The 14,969-nt window shown below is 44.7% G+C and carries 14 protein-coding genes and 1 riboswitch; of the genes, 8 read left to right on the top strand and 6 right to left on the bottom strand.

Going from position 1 to position 14,969, the window contains the following annotated elements; all coding sequences use genetic code 11:
* The first annotated feature begins 115 nt into the window (after positions 1-115).
* Both G519_RS46150 and G519_RS0135165 read left to right on the top strand, forming a co-directional pair.
* The gene (locus G519_RS46150) at positions 116-1,192 is read left to right on the top strand and encodes an ATP-binding protein (RefSeq protein WP_084160504.1); all 1,077 of its coding nucleotides are present in this window, start codon (positions 116-118) and stop codon (positions 1,190-1,192) included.
* A gap of 17 nt (positions 1,193-1,209) precedes the next feature.
* Complete coding sequence (locus G519_RS0135165) at positions 1,210-1,917, top strand: DUF421 domain-containing protein (protein WP_244280329.1); 708 nt, start codon at positions 1,210-1,212, stop codon at positions 1,915-1,917.
* Positions 1,918-1,919: 2 nt separating this feature from the next.
* Here the strand turns inward: G519_RS0135165 and G519_RS46155 are convergent, their stop codons facing one another.
* The gene (locus G519_RS46155) at positions 1,920-3,065 is read right to left on the bottom strand and encodes a stalk domain-containing protein (protein ID WP_051253974.1); all 1,146 of its coding nucleotides are present in this window, start codon (positions 3,063-3,065) and stop codon (positions 1,920-1,922) included.
* A gap of 189 nt (positions 3,066-3,254) precedes the next feature.
* The gene (gene queF, locus G519_RS0135175; protein WP_029198588.1) at positions 3,255-3,755 is read right to left on the bottom strand and encodes a preQ(1) synthase; all 501 of its coding nucleotides are present in this window, start codon (positions 3,753-3,755) and stop codon (positions 3,255-3,257) included.
* Positions 3,756-3,766: 11 nt separating this feature from the next.
* A riboswitch (PreQ1 riboswitch) is annotated at positions 3,767-3,810 on the bottom strand.
* Between the two features lie 186 nt (positions 3,811-3,996).
* On the opposite strand from queF, the gene G519_RS0135180 reads away from it, so the two are divergent.
* Both G519_RS0135180 and G519_RS0135185 read left to right on the top strand, forming a co-directional pair.
* Complete coding sequence (locus G519_RS0135180; protein ID WP_029198589.1) at positions 3,997-4,941, top strand: thymidylate synthase; 945 nt, start codon at positions 3,997-3,999, stop codon at positions 4,939-4,941.
* Positions 4,942-4,971: 30 nt separating this feature from the next.
* A complete protein-coding gene (locus G519_RS0135185; protein WP_029198590.1) occupies positions 4,972-5,460 on the top strand; it encodes a dihydrofolate reductase in 489 nt (162 codons plus the stop codon).
* Positions 5,461-5,522: 62 nt separating this feature from the next.
* On the opposite strand, the gene G519_RS0135190 is transcribed toward G519_RS0135185, so the two are convergent.
* The 3 genes from G519_RS0135190 to G519_RS0135200 form a co-directional block, all read right to left on the bottom strand.
* On the bottom strand, positions 5,523-6,149 hold the full coding sequence (locus G519_RS0135190; RefSeq protein WP_029198591.1) for a YcnI family copper-binding membrane protein: 627 nt from the start codon (positions 6,147-6,149) through the stop codon (positions 5,523-5,525).
* A gap of 96 nt (positions 6,150-6,245) precedes the next feature.
* The gene (locus G519_RS0135195; RefSeq protein ID WP_036635079.1) at positions 6,246-6,917 is read right to left on the bottom strand and encodes a response regulator; all 672 of its coding nucleotides are present in this window, start codon (positions 6,915-6,917) and stop codon (positions 6,246-6,248) included.
* Positions 6,917-7,729: a sensor histidine kinase gene (locus tag G519_RS0135200; protein ID WP_029198593.1), complete on the bottom strand. Its 813-nt coding sequence runs from the start codon at positions 7,727-7,729 to the stop codon at positions 6,917-6,919. Before G519_RS0135200 ends, G519_RS0135195 begins: the two co-directional genes overlap by 1 nt.
* Positions 7,730-7,901: 172 nt before the next feature.
* Between G519_RS0135200 and G519_RS0135205 the strand changes: the two genes are divergently transcribed.
* The 3 genes from G519_RS0135205 to phnE all read left to right on the top strand — a co-directional run bounded on the left by G519_RS0135205 (position 7,902) and on the right by phnE (position 11,444).
* Complete coding sequence (locus G519_RS0135205; protein ID WP_036635080.1) at positions 7,902-8,927, top strand: HoxN/HupN/NixA family nickel/cobalt transporter; 1,026 nt, start codon at positions 7,902-7,904, stop codon at positions 8,925-8,927.
* A 172-nt stretch (positions 8,928-9,099) separates the two neighbouring features.
* Complete coding sequence (gene phnC / locus G519_RS0135210) at positions 9,100-9,873, top strand: phosphonate ABC transporter ATP-binding protein (protein WP_029198595.1); 774 nt, start codon at positions 9,100-9,102, stop codon at positions 9,871-9,873.
* The gene (phnE, locus tag G519_RS53805) at positions 9,870-11,444 is read left to right on the top strand and encodes a phosphonate ABC transporter, permease protein PhnE (RefSeq protein WP_084160505.1); all 1,575 of its coding nucleotides are present in this window, start codon (positions 9,870-9,872) and stop codon (positions 11,442-11,444) included. Before phnC ends, phnE begins: the two co-directional genes overlap by 4 nt.
* 580 nt (positions 11,445-12,024) lie before the next feature.
* Here phnE and G519_RS0135225 read toward each other — a convergent pair.
* Positions 12,025-12,993, bottom strand: coding sequence for a phosphate/phosphite/phosphonate ABC transporter substrate-binding protein (locus tag G519_RS0135225; protein ID WP_029198598.1), 969 nt, complete (start codon positions 12,991-12,993; stop codon positions 12,025-12,027).
* A gap of 149 nt (positions 12,994-13,142) precedes the next feature.
* Here G519_RS0135225 and G519_RS0135230 point away from each other — a divergent pair, with 149 nt between their 5' ends.
* Complete coding sequence (locus tag G519_RS0135230) at positions 13,143-14,738, top strand: bifunctional metallophosphatase/5'-nucleotidase (protein WP_268633750.1); 1,596 nt, start codon at positions 13,143-13,145, stop codon at positions 14,736-14,738.
* Positions 14,739-14,969: the final 231 nt, after the last annotated feature.

A 14,969-nucleotide genomic window follows, 5' to 3' on the forward strand; every position in this document is an offset into this window, starting at 1 on the left:
GCCATAAAAATCACTCCCGAACATATGTTTGATTTCATTATACCAAACATTAGTTCGTATTTAAAGACATTCCTGAGCTAACTGGATAATCAAATTTTCTTATTACGAACTAGATTTGTATTGGGACTTACGTTATGTTCCTCTCGTAATTTCGAGCATCTATTGGGGACCTTTAGCAGGTATTGTTAATTATATGATGATATTGCTGATGCGTACTTATCTTGGTGGAGATGCGCTTCTATTTGGCTACATTAGTATGACACTCAGTTTCATTATCCCCTTTGTAGCTTCTTTCAAGATCAAAGGATTTACAGGAAGCTCACGAATAAAGGCAGCTATTTTGGTTTCGCTAAGTCCTTTAATGGTTATGCTGCTTATTTTGATGAGCTATGTGTCTCTTTACAAAGGGTTTGAAACGTTTGATTTAGCTATAATTCCTGCTATGCTCTCTTTTGGCATTCTCCTAGTGTTAGGAACCTGGTTATCATCACTGCTGCAAGAAATACATGAAGAACGATTTAGAATGAAAGTTCAAATTCAAAAAGCGGAAAAAATGAAAACGCTAGGCGAGTTAGCTGCCTCCATTGCCCATGAGGTTCGTAATCCTTTAACGGTTGTTCAAGGGTTTTTGCAGCTTATGCGTCCGAACGAGCAAGGGAAAAATCAACAATACCTGAACATCGCAATGGAAGAGCTAGCGAGAGCCGAATCGATTATTAATGATTACTTGAATTTTTCCAAGCCTAAACTAACCAAACTAGAATCTTTTTCATTTTCTGATGTATTAAACAACATTATTGTGCTTCTGACGCCAATGGCGATGAAGAATTGTGTTGAGATTACGGTCAGTCTCGAGGATCATATTTATATCTTTTCGGATCGGGGTCAATTGCAGCAAGCCTTGGTGAATGTGATTAAAAATGCCATCGAAGCGACGCCTGCGGGCGGAGAGGTAAAGGTAAGCTTAAAAAGATTGGTTGGCCGAGCCGAAATTAAGGTTATAGATAATGGTAAAGGAATGACAAAAGAGCAGCTCTCTCGTATCGGTAATTTGTTCTATTCAACGAAAGATGTTGGAACGGGGTTAGGGACAGCGGTTAGCATTCGGATTATAGAAACGATGAATGGGGAAATGAACTACGAAAGTGAGGAAGGCGTCGGTACGACTGTCACAATCACTTTGCCTTTGTAGGAGTCATACCATTGTAAGTGACAGGTCTGGGAGTGATGATGATGGAATTTACCCTGTATGTAAGCATAGCTGTAAAGTTGGTTGTTGCCTTGGTTGGATTGCTGATCATGACACGGCTTCTGGGGAAGAAAGAGATCTCTCAGCTTACGGCTTTTGACTTTGTCTCCTCCTTAATGCTCAGTGAGTTAGTTGGAAATACGATTTATGATGAAAATGTGCATCTTAGCCATCTCGTCTTCGCACTTGTAGTCTGGACACTGCTTGCCCTTGCCCTTGAGAAGTTTATCTGGACTGTCCCTTGGATTTCTCGCTACGCAACCGGAACTCCCGATTTGCTGATCCGTGATGGGATTATCGACTTTAAGGCGATGAAGCGCAACAATCTAGACTTTGGTCAGCTTAGTATGCTGCTGCGGGAAAATGATGTGTTCTCTATGAGGGAAGTCGCCTATGCGCTGTTCGAGACGAATGGGAGCATCAGCGTGCTCCGCCAGAATGATCCGGCAAGCCTGAATAACGGGGAGGCAAATTCGCCGAAGAAAAGGGTCTGTCTGCCGGAGAGTATTATTGAGAATGGGAGTATCAATGAAGCCGCACTGGGGCGCCTTGGCCGTGACCCGGAATGGCTGAAGCAGCTTCTGCAACTGAGTGGAATCAGCCATCATGAACGGGTCCTTTTTGCCGAATGGTCCGATTCAAACGGACTATTCTACCAGCTTAAATAAATTTATTTCTCGATTTTGCCGGTGTCAACAACTTCGAAATCGCTGCCCTTCAGCATGCCGAGGTTGTGCAGGTCATCGTCATCCCAATTCGGATTCGGCGCACCGCTGAGGTACAAATTACTGCCGTTATCAGCGACGATCATGCCGTATTTCTGCAGCGCGCAAAGGATGGCCCGATTCGTGAGTGAAAAGCCAGAGACATCGAAATCGCTTCGCAGCCGCAGCCTTAGTCCCATTGGCGGGTGGTTGGGATCCGTACTGCTTGAGGCGTAGTGAGTGGCGGGGGCGATGAACCCGCGCTGCGTCTTTTGTACGGTGAATCGCAGTGCATGATTGATTTCACCTGTGGCGGCTTCTTCATATCGAACGAGTCCCGGGAAAATAGGCAAGCCCGCTGCGTCTGCTGAAGTCCAATATTTCGGCCTTAGAGCATTGGATGTAAGATCCCATTTGGCACCATTCGAAGCTGTCCACCCTTCACTTGTAAAACGTGCATTGTAAAGCTCGTATAGCAGATGGTTGCTTTTATCCACCACGAGAACATGACGATCTCCGTCGCTAGCAGAACCTCCCTCTATCGGGGCATTCGCCGGAATGGGGTAAGGACCCGGATCACTTTCGTCAGCGTAATCTGTGAAGGTAACATTCACTTTGGGTTGATTGCCATCTACGATTGTGTACGGAATTCCAATGGGAGCACCCTCCCAGACCGTCCCGAAATCGGCATGCATCTTCGTATTCAAGCCGATCGAAGCGATGAACCCTGCAGAGTTTGCGTGAACCGGATACTTGGATATGTCCGTATTCCAAGGGTTATCCTTGGGGAATACTTGCAAAGCAGCATGCTCATCTGTCGGCACAGGCGGCTGTTTAGGCTTGTCCCCGACATAGATGGAGCTGGTCGCATCCTCCCAAGCGACGGGCTTACCCAATGCTTCAGACAGGAAGCGCAGCGGCACATAAGTCGTATTTTTATAAATGAATCCTTGTAAATCAGATGCGGGCTGCTTGTTCAACCCGTCAAAATAATAGCGAATATCGCGAAAATAAACGTCAATGCCAACTGCACCTGATGCTGCGTAGGTAAGACCGGAGAAAAACACGGCTCCACAAACGAAACCTACTGCGCCTGCCTTCCATCGTCCCATCGTGTTCAACTCCTCATGAGGTTCAGTCAGGCTTATTCCTAACCTGCTGTATCTCCCATTCTAGCTGTGCAAACTTAGGACAGCCATAGGACATCGAACTCATTTTGTGTCTAAATAAGCAGCAAAAAAAGCCTAACCAATCCCAATTACCCTTGGGACTGACTAGGCTTAATGCATATATGCTGCTAATTAGCGATTATCAATTTTTTCCGGATAGAGGTCATGGTTCATCAATCTATGCTCAGCCATCGCCTCGAACTTCGTACCGGGTTGACCCCAGTTGCAGTAAGGATCGATAGAAATGCCGCCGCGCGGGGTGAATTTGCCCCAAACCTCGATATAACGAGGCGCCATCAGCTCGATCAAATCATTCATAATAATATTCACGCAGTCCTCGTGGAAATCACCGTGATTCCGGAAGCTGAACAGGTAAAGCTTAAGTGATTTGCTCTCCACCATTTTAATGTTCGGAATATAGGAGATGTAGAGTGTAGCAAAATCAGGCTGTCCGGTTACAGGACACAAGCTAGTGAACTCAGGGAAATTAAACTTAACAAAGTAATCCCTGTTCGGGTGCTTGTTATCGAATGCTTCTAATAAAGTGGGATCATAGTTGAACACATACTTGGTTCCTTGATTGCCTAATAAGGTAATCTCTTTCAAATCTTCATTGCTTCTACCTGCTGACATGGGTGGTTCCTCATTTCATAGTTTTTTAGAGAGGGAGTTTGCGAACCTCTTGTATTTTTCATTAGAAATGTACCATATACGCACGCAAAATGCATCCTCGCCGCTATTGGAATTTCGTGGAGAGACCCTCTTTCATATGAAAGTTTCAACATTTTCACGATGGAAGACAGGTAGCCAAATGGACACTATGCGGGTAAAATAGATGAATACATGCGTAACATAGAGATGGAGGTTCGTAAGCTTGAAAGCCTATCAGGAACTATTACAAGATATTCTTGCCAATGGTACGAAAAAGGAAGATAGAACGGGGACTGGGACTATTTCAGTATTTGGCAGACAGATGCGCTTCGATCTCTCGGAAGGATTTCCTTTGGTGACGACGAAAAGAGTGCCTTTTCGATTAATCGCTAGTGAAATGTTGTGGTTTATTAAAGGTGATACGAATATTCGTTATCTGTTACAACATAATAACCACATATGGAATGAATGGGCTTTTAAGAAATGGGTGGAGAGCGCGGACTATTCCGGACCGGATATGAGTAATTTCGGGTTACGCTCACAGCAAGACGAGAACTTCAAGCTTCAATATGATGAGCAAATGGATGCGTTTGTGAAAAAGGTGCTCGAGGATGATGAATTTGCCAAGCAATACGGCGAGTTAGGTGATGTTTACGGCAAACAATGGAGGGATTGGACGACAACGCAGGGAGGCACGATTGATCAGCTCAAAGATGTTATTCATATGATCAAAACGAACCCTGATTCTCGTCGTCTCATCGTATCCGCATGGAATCCGGAGGACATACCCAGTATGGCGCTTCCGCCTTGTCACACCTTGTTTCAATTTTATGTGGCGGATGGCAAGCTGTCTTGCCAATTATATCAACGCAGCGCAGATACATTCCTCGGTGTCCCTTTCAATATCGCTGGCTATGCACTGCTGACACATCTTATTGCCCATGAATGCGGGCTAGGCGTCGGTGAGTTCGTCCATACGATCGGAGATGCTCATATTTATACGAATCATATGGATCAAATTCAAACATTGCTCAGCCGCGAGCCGAGAGAACTGCCAACGCTCAAGCTGAACAAGGATGTCGCTTCTATTTTTGATTTCGATGTTAGTGATATTGAAATGCTGGATTACAATCCGCATCCAACGATTAAAGCACCTGTGGCTGTATAAAAAGCAAGTGAAGAAGGGAGGGGCTCCTGCATGAGTATTTCATTTATTGTTGCAATGGATCGCAACCGAGCCATCGGAGTGAATAATAAACTGCCGTGGCATTTACCCGGGGATCTGAAGTTTTTCAAATCCGTGACGATGGGTCACCCTATTCTTATGGGGCGGAAGACATATGAATCTATTGGCAAGCCATTACCGGGCAGACGTAACATCATTCTCACTCAAAATCCGCAGTTCCATGCGGAAGGCTGTGAGGTCATTCACTCCGTGCAAGAAGCGGTGGACGGCTTCCGTGATCAGGAACTGTTCGTTATAGGCGGGGCGGAAATCTTCCGGCTGTTTACTCCCGTCGCGGACCGCATGTACATTACGCACATCGAGCATGAGTTTGAAGCGGATACGTTTATGACAGAACTAGACTTGTCCGATTGGACGTTGGTGTCCAGTGAGCAAGGCGAACGGAATGAGAAAAATCCTTACGAGTACTACTTCCGAATCTACCAAAGAAAACAAGCTTAAGCGTAAATAAGTAAAGGCCTTGAGTTATCTGTTACTTTCACAGAGAGCTCAAGGCCTTTTTATTATTTACGCTTTTTTGTAAGCGACACGATCAGAGATAAAGCTCCAAGTACGACTGCAGCAATGGATAGGTAGAGGGAAGTGTTGGATGACGTGCCACCGGCTGCAGCACTGCCTGCCGTTACCTGTCCGTGGCTATCTGTCGTTGCTCCGCCTGCAGCTTTGGCTTTAACTGTCGTTACAGAAGCGGGCTTGTCAGATCCATTAGCGCCAACCCATTCAACTACGCTGCCATCTTTATAAGTTTGATAGGCTTTCCACACGATCTCAGTAGCCGCATCGGCTACCTTGCCTTGCATATTGAATTCACCGAATTCCGTACTAGCCAGTCCATCTCCGGTTGCTTTCCAAGTGACACCTGTGATTTTACCAGCGCTATCTTTGGCTAGCTCGTAGGTCCAACCTGCTTTGGGCTCGAAACGTGAAACCGCTACAGCATCCATTGGGAATTTCACTTCTACTTTCACAGTAGGGATGTCTTTCTCTGAAGGCACACGTACCGTAAATTTCTCATAGCTGCCTTGTGTGGTTTCCTTTGGATATACAACAACGTGGGCGCTGGCGATTCCCGCGAGAAGCATGGAGCCAATCAACATAATACCTGCATTTAACATCAGTTTTTTAAACATAAAACGTGTTCCCCCTTCAAGTTATCTCTTATCATGTTGTCCATATTACCTGATCGACAAGCATAAGAGTATGACTCGACTGGGCTATTTTTTCGACTAGTTTTGTCCTTTTCGTGTCAATCCGTGCTTAATGGCGAATGCGGTGAGCTGAACACGATTCTCGAGTCCAAGCTTTACTAGTATATTTTTCATGTGGTTTTTAACCGTATGTTCAGATATCAGCAGCTTTTCTGCAATCTGCCGGTTGTTATCCCCTGAGGCAACATAGGCCGTAATTTCTTGTTCACGAGAGGTCAACATACTCGGTGTCGGGCCTTCTGTGTACGTACCCATGGGGGCGCGGAACCTTTGGAAAAGCTTATCCGCCATCCCCCTGGCAGCTTCTGAATTATCGTCCAGCAGTGCGCGAAGGTAAGTGAGCCATTCGTCGGGGTCCATGTTTTTTAACAAATAGCCTTGAGCTCCGAATTGCAGCGCTGTGAAGAGGTCGGCTACATCATCGGACACGGTAAGCATGACGATGCGAATAGCCCCGTAGGCTTGCTTAATGCGCCGCGTTGCTTCAAGTCCATCCATAGGAGACATATGGATATCCATCAAAACCACATCAGGCGCGACCTCGCTGCAAAGAAGAATAGCTTCTTCACCGCTGCTTGCTTCCCCCACAATATAGAAGTCGGAGACAGGCTCCAGCATGCTGCGAATCGCTTTCCTAGCCAGCGGATGATCGTCTACGATGAGAACACGGAACGGCTGATTGCTCAGCATTAGATCTTCCTCCTATCTGCTTGTACCAAAAGTGTAGTTCCCGTTGCCATCTCATCCTGTTCCTTCATCTTAAGCTCGAAAGATGCGCCTAGCTCGGCCGCACGCTTCTGCATTAATTCAATGCCATAAGTCTTGCCCTTTGATGTTTCGCGGTCCAACCCATTTCCGTTATCGGTAATTTGTAGCCGCCATGCCTCAGGATGAGCTTCCAGAACAATTGAAGTTTGCGTTGCCATGGAATGCTTGCGTATGTTGGTGAACGCTTCTTGTATAATGCCGAAAAGCTGAACTTCTTCTCCAGAAGAGAAACTGTTCTCTTCCACAGTTAACTGCTCACGAAGTTCAACACCCGTCACCAATTGCCAATTTTCCAGAAATTTATGGATGCGCTGCTGGAAGTTAGTTCCATCCTCTGGTGGTGTTCTTAGATTGAAAATGGCTTGTCGCAGCGAGTTATCGATTTCGGACACTGCTGCTTTGGCTTCTTCTAAATCTCCCTGTTTCAACTTCACATTAAGGAAGAAAAGGGTTTGAGCCAAGTCATCATGCAGCTCTCTGGCCAAACGCTCGCGTTCTTCATAGACAGCTCTGCGGGCTTCACCGATTGTCACTTTCTCATTGCTGCGCTCAATACTTTGAAACATCCACGAAGCGAAGAGATAGGAAAGCAGCAAAGTAATGATGGTAATCGTGAAATTACCAGCTTCCATGGTTAAATAATTGAGTAGAAATTCATGACGAATATATTCAAAGCCGCCAATGATGAGAACAGGCACTACAATCGTAAAAAGCTTGAAAATACGAAGAGACATAGGGGCCGATCCATTCCTTTCCGTCGTCCATCTTTGGAACGGTTTCTATTATATCAGATATGTATTAGATTTCTTCACAAAAAATAAGGGAGGTACTTCTCAAGTCATGCACACGTGTGCTACATTATTAGTAAATCGTAACACGAAAAGAAAGGCAGGGTGCCAATTAATCATGTGGAAATCAATTCTAACGCAGAGAAGAAGCTGGGCTGGATACGTTGTTGTGATCGTCCTTCTACATATATTTGGACTATTAGGGTTATATAGTGTAGCGAAAATGACGCCTGCCTTTTGGGGGATTGGGCTCCTTGCCTATACATTAGGGATGCGGCATGCTTTCGACGTTGACCATATTGCGGCAATCGACAATACCGTACGCAAGCTTGTTCAGCAGAAGAAGAATCCATTAGGTGTTGGTTTCTATTTTTCATTGGGACACTCCTCTGTCGTCTTCATCATGGCCATTGTGACGGCATTCTCCGTGCAATGGGCAGCGCGTGAGCTTCCTTGGATGCAGCGTTTTGGAGGCGTTATCGGCGCATCGGTTTCCGGTCTATTTCTTGTCATTATTGGCATTTTAAATTTACTCATTCTTATTAATCTATATAAAATGTTCTTGAAATTTCGTGGCAGCACCAATGATGATAAAGAGTTCGAGGAGCTTCTCGAGTCCCGTGGATTCATTGCTCGAATGATCAAACCGCTTTTCTCTTTCATAGGCAAAAGCTGGCATGTATATCCGTTAGGTTTTCTCTTTGGATTAGGTTTTGATACAGCGAGTGAAATTGCGCTCCTAGCGATCTCTGCCCATGCGGCGAAGGAAGCTATCCCTTTCATTGGCGTCATATCACTTCCGCTGTTGTTCGCGGCAGGGATGAGCCTCTTCGATACTGCCGATGGGATGTTCATGACCAAAGCTTACAAATGGGCATTTCATACACCGGTACGTAAGCTTTATTACAATTTAACAGTGACCGCATTGGCTGTCATTGCTGCTTTAATCATTGGCGTGATTGAGCTAGGTCAAGTTCTTTCCGAAGAATTCAGGTTGGAAGGGACCTTCTGGACGTGGCTGCAGGAGATTGATTTCGGGACATTAGGCTATATCTTAGTTGCTCTGTTTGTGGTGGCATGGGCCATTTCTATTGCGGTTTGGAAAGGGATGAAGATTGAAGAACGCTGGCGTGCAAAAGTATAAATCATCGTGAAAAAGTGGTCTCTGATAGCCTATGAGACCACTTTTTTGTTATGGATAACAATGGAATATGAATATTTTCTAAAGGTTATGATAGAAAAAAGGATTTTGCTGAAATATGTTGAAAGTAGTCTGTCTGAACTTCAGATACTCTGTAAAAGAAAGTAGGACTTATATGATTGAGTTTAAGCATATTTCCAAAGTATATCCTAACGGAACTATTGGGTTGAATGACATTAATTTAACTATTCATCCCGGAGAATTCGTTGTTATTGTAGGTCTATCAGGAGCAGGTAAATCCACCTTGCTGCGTGCGATTAACCGTTTGCATGAGACGACAGATGGAGAAATATTAATCGATGGCAAATCCATAACAAAGGCGAACGGTGCTGAATTACGCCGTATGCGCAGAGATATCGGGATGATCTTCCAAACCTTTAATCTAGTTAAGCGTTCTACCGTGATTCGAAACGTATTATCCGGACGTGTAGGCTATCATTCTACCTTGCGTACAGTGCTCGGATTGTTTCCTAAACACGATATCGAACTTTCCTTGAAAGCGCTGGAGAGAGTCAATATTCGGGAAAAAGCTTATTCACGCGCCGATGAATTGTCCGGCGGTCAACAGCAGCGTGTTTCCATCGCGAGGGCGCTGGCACAAGAAGCGAAAATCATTTTAGCAGATGAACCAGTAGCCTCCCTTGATCCATTAACGACGAGACAAGTTATGGACGACTTGAAGCGGATCAATACAGAGCTTGGTATAACGACTGTCGTTAACCTTCACTTTATTGACCTCGCACGTGAATATGCAACTCGAATTATCGGACTTCGCGCAGGTAAAGTCGTATACGACGGACCCGTTTCGGAAGCAACGGATGATGTATTCTCCGAGATTTATGGCCGTGCGATTAAGAAAGACGAGCTCTTGGGGGTGCTGGAGGAATGAGTGTAGCGACAGTCAAGAAGCCTCCTCGTACGAAAATCTATCTCATTGCCCTGATCATGGTGCTTTTCCTGATTGGGAGTATTTATCAGACAGATGCGACGCTGACGAAACTCGTTACCGGTACTCCGGAGATTGTTAAATTCATTGCCGAGATGTTTCCGCCGGATTGGCTGTTTTTCGCTGATATATGGAAGCCAATGGCACAAACGCTGCAGATGTCTATTATTGGTACAGCAATTGGAGCCTTGTTTGCATTCCCAATGGCACTGCTAGCAGCTCGTAATGTTACTACAGCGCCTTGGTTGTTCTATCCAGCAAGACTTATCATGAATCTATTCCGAACCATACCAGATCTGCTCTACGCAGCACTGTTTGCAGTTCTAGTAGGTTTTGGCCCAACGGCAGGTACACTTGCACTAATCTTCTTCACCTTTGGTATTATATCTAAGCTTTCTTACGAATCAACGGAAGCAATTGACCCCGGACCGTTGGAAGCCATGACGGCTGTTGGTGCTAACAAACTCAAACTCATTCGATTCGGCGTCATTCCACAGGTTGCTCCTACGTACTTGGCTCATTTATTGTACACATTCGAAGTTAGTATTCGTGCCTCAGCTATTCTCGGATTGGTTGGAGCCGGCGGTATTGGCTTGCTGCTCAAAAACACGCTGGATCTGTTCCGTTACGATCAGGCCTGTGCCATTGTTATTTATACCTTGTTAGTTGTTGTTATTATTGATTTGGTCAGTACACGATTCCGTTCCTATTTGCTAAAAGGCAGCGCTAAGCCGATGTCAGCTTCGCGTTCAACGACGTATAAGGTCATAGGTTGGATTGTCGTCATTGCCTTATTCATATGGGCATTAACCGGCCTTGAGTTAACAGGCTTCCAGCCAACGACCTGGGTTCTGACGAAATCCATGTTGTCTGGTTTAGTACATCCTGATTGGGCCTATGTGTATATCCCAGAAGGAGAAGATTTGCTTCGATCCTTGCTTGAAACCTTATCTATTTCCTACTTAGGGAACTTTGTTTCAGCGGTTGTCTGTATCCCGTTTGCTTTCTGGGCAGCAGCGAATATGAGCAGATTCCGTGCCGTTTCCGGCACTGGGAAATTGTTCTTAAGTATCGTACGAACCATTCCCGAGATTATTATGGCTTTGATCTTTATTAAAGCTGTAGGCCCTAATGCCTTCGCTGGGGTTATGGCTTTAGGACTTCACTCCGTAGGTATGCTTGGCAAGCTTTATGCAGAAGCCATTGAGAATATGGATATGGGACCTACGGAAGCCATGACAGCTGTGGGAGCAAACATTTGGCAGCGGATGGCGTTTGCCGTGGTGCCGCAGGTCATTCCTGACTTCATTTCGTATACCTTATATCGCTTTGAGATTAATGTCCGTTCAGCGACATTGCTAGGTGTGATTGGTGCAGGCGGTATTGGTACGCCACTCATCTTCGCGCTTAACGCAAGGCAGTGGCCGCGAGTAGGTATCATCCTCATTGGTATTATTGTCACCGTCTCAGTCATTGACTATATCTCAGGGACACTCCGCAAACGCATTGTATGAGGGAATAGGAAGTATTTACAAGTGAATTTAAGTTGAAAATAAGCCTCCAACTCCAGCTATCTTAGCGGGTTGGGGGCTTTGTTTTTCGGATTTCGCGGATTACAAATTACAACTTCCTTGAGGGGATATCTCTATTTAATCCTTAGCTGTAGTGCCTTCCTTGGGCAACCAAGCGAAGTGACCTATTTCCACGATGGGTCTTTGATGGGGTGTATGAATCCAAGACCGTTTCTAATACCTCAATTTGTTCGATCAGCTCTATAGGAATCAAGATGTTATTCAATTTCAAAAGTCGAAAAGTAGGATAATAATTCGTAATAACCCCCCTTATCTCGTCTTTACCGCACCGGATAGAGACTTCTTTTTTACAGCTAATAAGCATTTCGAACATCCAATTTTCACCTCACTATGATATATGACAGGTCCAGGTAAACGTTTGTCATGCAAAAGTAAAAAAACATTTACACGGACGTGCCACATTCATAGTATGCAAGGGAGGTTCGGAGTAGAATGCGAAAAAATACCTCTACATGATTTGAAAAGATCATGTAGAGGTATTTTTATTTACAGAGAGTTAAGCTTATTTCAAGCCCATTTCTTTGTTAACGCTACGAACGATATCGAATTTGGCATCATCAGAAGCTACATAGCCTTTGTGTGAGTAAACATCGAAAATGACTTTTTGACCTTCTGGATCATTACCGATCGCGATGAACGCGTCCGTAATTTTCTTTTTCCATGCTGCATCCATATCGGAACGAACAGCGATTGTATCATTTGGAATTTTATCAGAGTAGCTAAGAACACGAGTTTGTTTGAATACATCTGGGTAATCTTTCGTCATATTCGTACGAATGTCTTGGAATACGCCTACAGCGTCAACTTGACCGTTGAGAAGAGCGATAACCGCTTTATCATGACCTTGGAATTGAACGCCTGTTACATCTTTAACTGGATCAACGCCAGCTTTTTTCAGTACGAATCCTGGGTAAACGTAACCAGCTGCGGATGTAACACCTTGCCAGCCCATTTTCTTGCCTTTCAGATCAGCAACAGTTTTGATTGGGGAATCGGCTTTAACAAGAATTTCTGATTTATAGAAATCAACTAGATCCTTCGTTGGTTGGCCAGTTGCATCGTCAACGCCTAAACGTGTTGCTTGTACAAGCAGGTCTGCTGCTTTACGATTGTCATGAGCAACAACATAGTTACTTGGAGGCAAGAAGCCAACATCAACTTGCTTAGATGCCATTGCTTCGATAACAACGTTATAATCTGTTGATACGGAAACTTTAACTGGGATGCCCAGTTTGTCTCCTAAGAGTTTTTCAAGAGGCTTTGCTTTCGCTTCAAGCGTCTCTGCATTTTGGGAAGGAACGAACTGGACTTTAAGCTCTTTAGGTACAAAGCCTGCAGCTGCCGCCGGTGTAGCGGATGCTTTCGTAGTTGCGGATGCAGCAGGAGCTGTTTCCTCTTTTTTTGCGCAGCCTGCAAGAACACCTGCAGCTACGATCATGGACAAGCTAATGACAGTAAATTTTTTCATCATCTTTTTTTTGACCTCCGTTTAATAGTTTACTTTTATCTATGATGTACTATAACATTATCATATAATATATGGAAGATAGTGTGAAGTATTTGTTAATTTAACAATTGATATGTTGTGCGTTACAAAATAACATGCTTGGAGTGGGTAATTTGACACAACCTAGTAAGCTGCAGAAAAGTAGAGTAACCCTATTAGAAACGAGTGACCTGCATGGAAATATGCTGCCAATTCACTATGCAAACAATCAACCTAACGATGTGGGACTATCCAAAGTAGCTGCGCTTATTGCCGCAGAACGCAAGAAAGAAACCCATGTTATTGTGATTGATAACGGAGATCTGATTCAAGGTACGCCACTCGCGTATCATCATGCTAGATTGAATAACGAACCGATGGACCCGATGGTGCTTGGTTTGAATTATTTGGATTATGACGCGGCCGTTATTGGCAATCATGAATTTAATTATGGACTTCGTGTGCTGCACAAAGCTGTTCAGGAATCCAAGTTTCCTTGGTTATGTGCCAACATTGTGGATGCGGAGAGCGGAGAACCGTTCCTAGGAAAGCCATATTTGATTAAAGAGTTAACGGACGGAGTTCGAATAGGAATTCTGGGATTGACAACACCCTATATTCCGAATTGGGAAAATCCCGATCATATTGAAGGTCTGCGGTTCGAAGATGCTGTAGAGTCGGCTAAGAAATGGGTAAAGGTACTCAAGGAGCATGAGCAAGTGGATGCCGTTGTTGTCTCCTACCATGGTGGATTTGAAAGACATCTAACGACAGGTGAGCCAACGGAGCCTCTAACGGGAGAAAATCAGGGCTTTCAACTATGTATGGAAGTAGAAGGGATTGATGTTCTGCTTACAGGGCATCAACACCGAAGCATTGCGGGAGTAGAAATCAATGGTGTCGTCATTGTTCAACCAGGAACTGCCGGTGTAACGCTTGGTAAAGTTGAATTAGAGCTTTCGAAGCTAGATGGCAAATGGCGCATTGATGCCAAGAAATCGGAGCTGCTTTCTGTGGCTGCTGTTGAAGCGGATCAGAAATTAATAGAGCTTGTTAGTGATTATGAGGCGAAAACACAGGAGTGGCTCGACCAACCCATTGGTAAGCTATCCGGAGATATGCTCGTCAAAGATCCCATGCAAATTCGCTTGAAGGACAATGCGCTAATCGAGTTCATCAATCGCGTTCAGATGGAGCTCTCGGGAGCAGCCATTTCCAATACTGCGCTGTTTGATAACGTATCGCCAGGATTTCCATCGGATATTACTATGAGGGACATCGTCTCTAACTACATTTACCCGAATACACTGAAAGTGATTCGGATTTCCGGACAAGACATCAAGGATGCGTTAGAGCAGTCAGCAGAATACTTTGAGTTAATAGCAGTTGGTGAAGTTCAAGTGAGCAGCAAGTTTAGAGACCCGAAGCCGTCGCATTATAACTATGATATGTGGGAAGGGATAACCTATAAATTGAATATATCCCGTCCAATCGGCATGCGTGTCGTACAACTGGAATATGAAGGGAAACCAATGGATCTCGAAGCCTCATACGATGTTGTGATGAACAATTACCGAGCTGCAGGCGGAGGCAATTATGCGATGTTCCAGGATAAACCGGTCATCAAGGATATCCCGACGGATGTAGCTGAACTATTGGCAGGATACATCATGGAGCGCGGTACGATTGAAGCTAACGTGAATGAAAATTGGGAAGTCATCTGGGACTAGGATGTGATCACAAGGATAAACGACTCCGTCGTCCCACTGGGACGAGCGCGTTTGTCAAGACTGATGACGCGAAGTGTAATAAAACTTATACTTTCTTATCTACTAAATAAAGCCGCACATAAGAGAGCGTGTAGACTCTGGTAATATCCCCTTTAAGTAGACACTCAAAAAAAACCTTATGGTACCATAAGGAAATGAGTACAACTTGGAGGGGATATTTCTATGGCTAAA

Source organism: Paenibacillus alginolyticus DSM 5050 = NBRC 15375 (assembly GCF_000422905.1).
Classification (GTDB): Bacteria; Bacillota; Bacilli; order Paenibacillales; family NBRC-103111; genus Paenibacillus_E; species Paenibacillus_E alginolyticus.

Coding starts and splice junctions, on each gene's coding strand:
- G519_RS0135225 (WP_029198598.1), bottom strand. CDS start 12,993: ATGATGAAAAAATTTACTGTCATTAGCTTGTCCATGATCGTAGCTGCA.
- phnE (WP_084160505.1), top strand. CDS start 9,870: ATGAGTGTAGCGACAGTCAAGAAGCCTCCTCGTACGAAAATCTATCTC.
- G519_RS0135190 (WP_029198591.1), bottom strand. CDS start 6,149: ATGTTTAAAAAACTGATGTTAAATGCAGGTATTATGTTGATTGGCTCC.
- phnC (WP_029198595.1), top strand. CDS start 9,100: ATGATTGAGTTTAAGCATATTTCCAAAGTATATCCTAACGGAACTATT.
- queF (WP_029198588.1), bottom strand. CDS start 3,755: ATGTCAGCAGGTAGAAGCAATGAAGATTTGAAAGAGATTACCTTATTA.
- G519_RS0135195 (WP_036635079.1), bottom strand. CDS start 6,917: ATGCTGAGCAATCAGCCGTTCCGTGTTCTCATCGTAGACGATCATCCG.
- G519_RS46155 (WP_051253974.1), bottom strand. CDS start 3,065: ATGGGACGATGGAAGGCAGGCGCAGTAGGTTTCGTTTGTGGAGCCGTG.
- G519_RS0135200 (WP_029198593.1), bottom strand. CDS start 7,729: ATGTCTCTTCGTATTTTCAAGCTTTTTACGATTGTAGTGCCTGTTCTC.
- G519_RS0135185 (WP_029198590.1), top strand. CDS start 4,972: ATGAGTATTTCATTTATTGTTGCAATGGATCGCAACCGAGCCATCGGA.
- G519_RS0135205 (WP_036635080.1), top strand. CDS start 7,902: ATGTGGAAATCAATTCTAACGCAGAGAAGAAGCTGGGCTGGATACGTT.